Below are 3,752 nucleotides of genomic sequence, written 5' to 3' on the forward strand. Positions count from 1 at the left end.
TTTTGGGAGTGTTGGCTCTCCCAAAACTTCCATTCTCCTCCATTAATGGGAGGTGAATTATATGAAGTGGCTCACTTTTGAAGTGATCACAATGGCTCAAATTAATATTGACAAAAACAATATATACTACTTAGAAAAGAAAGCTGGAATTAGTAATAAGTTAATCTGGATTAGAGCTGTTATTCTTATCATAATATTGGTTAGCATTTATTTTTCTTTATACAATTAAGTTTACAATTATTCAACAAACGGAGTGCTTTAGCAAAAAATTTGGCAGTGATGGGCTTGGTTGCATTTTAAACCAGGTCCTTTTATTTTTCTTTAAAATTGTCTTTTTGTAATTGGTAGATAGTGTTAAAATTTACTTATTCAAGTAAAGAAGTAGGATTGTTTAACAAAAAGAAATAAAAGAAGAGCTGATTTTTATGGAGGTAATATCAATGATACTAGGACTATATGAAGCACATTTGCCAGTAAGAAATTTAAAGCGTTCAATTGAATATTATAAAAAACTAGGCTTAGAATTTTCACATAGCCATGAGGATAAATTAGCTTTTTTTTGGATTGAAAAAGGTAAAGGCTGGCTGGGATTATGGGAAACAGATAAGGTTGAACTTGAATATCACCCTTCTATAAGGCACATAGCTTTTCAAGTTTCTTTAGAAGGGCTAAAAAAATCAGTTGTGTGGTTGAATGAAAGAGGTTGTGAACCTAGAGAAGCATTTGGATTTGAGCCAATAGAGCCATTTGTTATGGCTCATCATGGTATGGCTCATGCAAAAATCCACTTTAACGACCCTGATGGCAATAGTCTTGAACTTATATGTAAGATCCCTAACCGTAAAAATATTACAAACCGAATGTATTTAAGCGAGTGGGAGAAGTTAAACGAAGATGTTTACCCTTAAATAAACTCTTTCATTAATGAGAGCGATTATTCAACAAGAGGATCGTTTCTTTCATTTTTAAACAGTTTAGTGGAAAAAGGGGATGCTAATAGAAGTTAAATATTCTCTTTAAACTGACGAAGTGGGTGTTGTTTAAATGAAAGATGTAAGAGACTTAATTCATACAAGGATAGCTAGAGTAGATGAATCTGATATAAAAGCAGCAGAGGATAAGTTAGGTGCAGTTTTTCCAGAACAATATAAAGAACTTTTCAAGTTAGTTAATAATGCAGAAATAGGTGAATGGATCCTTTTTCCTATCAAAGACCAAAGAAACCCTACAAAGACTTGGGATGATATTGTTAGACAAAACACTGAAATTAGAGAAGAAGCTATGATTGAGTGCATGGAAAATAACGTTACTAAACTAACGGATGTTTAGTAAAAAATTTGGCAGTGATGGACCTGTTTGCATATTAAACCGGGTCCATTAAATTTTCTTTAAATTTTCTTTTTGTAATTGGTAGATAGTGTTAAAGTTTACTTATTCAAGTAAAGAGCAGGTTGATTTAACAGGAGGGAATATGCATAAGCATTTTATAATTATCATAATAGTTTCAGCATTTTTCGGTCTAATAAATTATAATTCTTTCGTTATGAATAGTGAACCAGGATTCTTACAAGCATTTTCATCTATTTTATTTATAATCCTATGGTTGGGATATGGGATGTTAGGGGCAAAAAGTCATCCCTTCGTCTTTTTATTTTATCTAACTTGTTATTTTGGTGTTGGTGCTTTTCTGTTGGTTTTTGGTATCTTTGCAATGTTTTTTGTTTACTATCCTGTTGCAATTGTTTTTACAATTCCTATTTATGGTGGGATTAGGTATTTCTTTGATATAATGCCTTCTCTTAGATTGGAAATGTTAAGTATTTTATTGTTATATGTAAGTTGTTTATGTGGTTATCTTTTAAGAAGAATATATATGATTTTAAATTATAAGAAAGGTATATCTTCTTAAAGTAACGAAGGCTCCAATAGTTTAACAAGCTGCCGTGGCTGTTGTTATGGTGCTAACGTGCAGAATAGTTGAAGAAGAAATAATATAGATATAAATAATAACGTAATTATTTTTGGAGCGTGTAATAATGTTGATCATAAGGAAATTTGAGGATTTAGCTAATTGGCTAAATGAAAACTTTTATTTTGAGGATGGGTACGTTTCATACATAAAAAAGATTGATGAAAGCACAGTTACTTTGTGTATCGGTTTTCAAGTAGAAGGCAATTATGTTGCTGGGACTCCAAAAGTGTTAAAGGAATATTCAATTATTGCTAAAGGCGTAAAAAATTTTGAAAATAAATTTAAACATAATCCTGAACATTGTATTGAGGGTATAACTCATATTGAAACAAACTGTGGGTTAGGAATTGAAATAGATTTACCTCAAACTGTACAAATCTACTGTGAGGAAATATGTGTTGAAGAACCTAGATATATTCAAAAAATTACTAAACCTTGGGTCAGTGATAACTCTTTATACGCAGAAGTATATGGATTCGAGTTGCCAAAGCCAGTTACTTGGATTGAAAAACTAAGTAAAATGGGCTTAGTGGTTTCTTGGAGATATGGCGGGAGTAAAATAAAATTACCGGAACAAGTTCCTTACCCAGATTATTCGGGTTGGTTTCTTCAAGAAACAAGTAAATTTCCATATACACAATTCGGAGTTCTAATAGAACACGTACAAAATAATGAAGTGGGTTTTTCTATCTCAATAAATAAATATGATGCTGAAACACACTTATGGGTAGCATTAACAAAAGTAATAGCAGAATTTTCAAATGTTGAAATCCATACTGGCAATTGTCAACTTACAGGAGCACAATGGATTAATTATCTTCATTCGGGAGAATTACCTTATTGAAATAAATAAACAACTTACTAGTATTTTTTTCTGTTAAATAAAACGAACTTTATTAAACAAACGAGAGCGAGTGCGGAACAGAGCTGTTGCTTCTTCAACTATTGAAGCAGTTAGTGAATAACTAAAATATGTAATAACTAGTTATATAAAATTGAAACCTTAATCATCAAAGAAGAGTAGATAATATGAATCCAAATAAAAGGAGGTAAGTTAATGGGAATAATAACATGGTATTTACTAATCGCTTTAATTTTTATTTTTCTCTTTATTACTCTTGTTAAGTGGAAGAAACAAAAAAGTGTGACTAGAAGAAGTAAATTGATTCTTGGTAGTATGCTAATCGTTATGCTTCTCCTGGTATCTGGTTTAATTAATGCCCCCCATAAAAAAGTGTGGGAAGCCGTTAAAGAAACTCAGGAAGCAGTTGGTCAATCTTGGGGGATAGAAATAACACCATCTTTAACAACCGATAGTAATGTAAGTGAAGTCACTTTTAGTTTTTTATTTAACGAAGCACCTTCTGAAGAAGAAGCAATAAATTTATTTAACGAAATTTTAGAAGGTGTTGTGATTTATTCTAAAAAATTGAACTTATGGGATAATTACGATGCCTATTTTGATATAAAAAGCGAGAGTAATATTGTCATTTATAGAGCGGAAAAACCTAGTGGGCAAGAATTAACATTTAAAACAAAATAGATAATTTAACTAACGGAAGCTTAGTTGAATTAAAGAATCCGGTTAAGTAAATTCATTGAAAAAAAGGGGAGATAGTGTGCCAGCAGAATTTAAATTCTTAGCACTAGTAATAGGTCTAAGTGTTATATTTTTAATTTTAATTTTAAGACGTATTAAAAAAGGGGTTTCTGGTTTGAAGCTGATGCTACTAGGGATTAACATTACACTAGTTGGTGGTGTGGTCACACTAGATAATAA

Annotated in this window: 5 protein-coding genes and 1 pseudogene; all 6 read left to right on the forward strand. The window is 31.2% G+C overall.

The features are described from left to right. Positions 1-61 precede the first annotated feature (61 nt). The 6 genes and pseudogenes from ACK4M9_RS22625 to ACK4M9_RS22650 all read left to right on the forward strand — a co-directional run bounded on the left by ACK4M9_RS22625 (position 62) and on the right by ACK4M9_RS22650 (position 3,515). A complete protein-coding gene (locus tag ACK4M9_RS22625) occupies positions 62-229 on the forward strand; it encodes a hypothetical protein (protein ID WP_409855043.1) in 168 nt (55 codons plus the stop codon). 211 nt (positions 230-440) lie between these two features. Continuing rightward, the gene (locus ACK4M9_RS22630) at positions 441-908 is read left to right on the forward strand and encodes a VOC family protein (RefSeq protein WP_409855044.1); all 468 of its coding nucleotides are present in this window, start codon (positions 441-443) and stop codon (positions 906-908) included. A gap of 136 nt (positions 909-1,044) precedes the next feature. Next, positions 1,045-1,290: pseudogene (locus ACK4M9_RS22635) on the forward strand (SMI1/KNR4 family protein); the annotation flags it as partial. 181 nt (positions 1,291-1,471) lie between these two features. Then, positions 1,472-1,909, forward strand: a complete 438-nt coding sequence (locus tag ACK4M9_RS22640) for a hypothetical protein (protein WP_409855045.1) — start codon at positions 1,472-1,474, stop codon at positions 1,907-1,909. Positions 1,910-2,036: 127 nt separating this feature from the next. Beyond that, entirely contained in the window at positions 2,037-2,816 is a 780-nt protein-coding gene (locus tag ACK4M9_RS22645) for a hypothetical protein (RefSeq protein ID WP_409855046.1), read from the forward strand. A gap of 213 nt (positions 2,817-3,029) precedes the next feature. After that, entirely contained in the window at positions 3,030-3,515 is a 486-nt protein-coding gene (locus ACK4M9_RS22650) for an IolE/MocC family protein (RefSeq protein WP_409855047.1), read from the forward strand. Positions 3,516-3,752: the final 237 nt, after the last annotated feature.

Origin of the sequence: Anaerobacillus sp., from assembly GCF_046314235.1 — a bacterium.
Taxonomy (GTDB): domain Bacteria; phylum Bacillota; class Bacilli; order Bacillales; family Anaerobacillaceae; genus Anaerobacillus.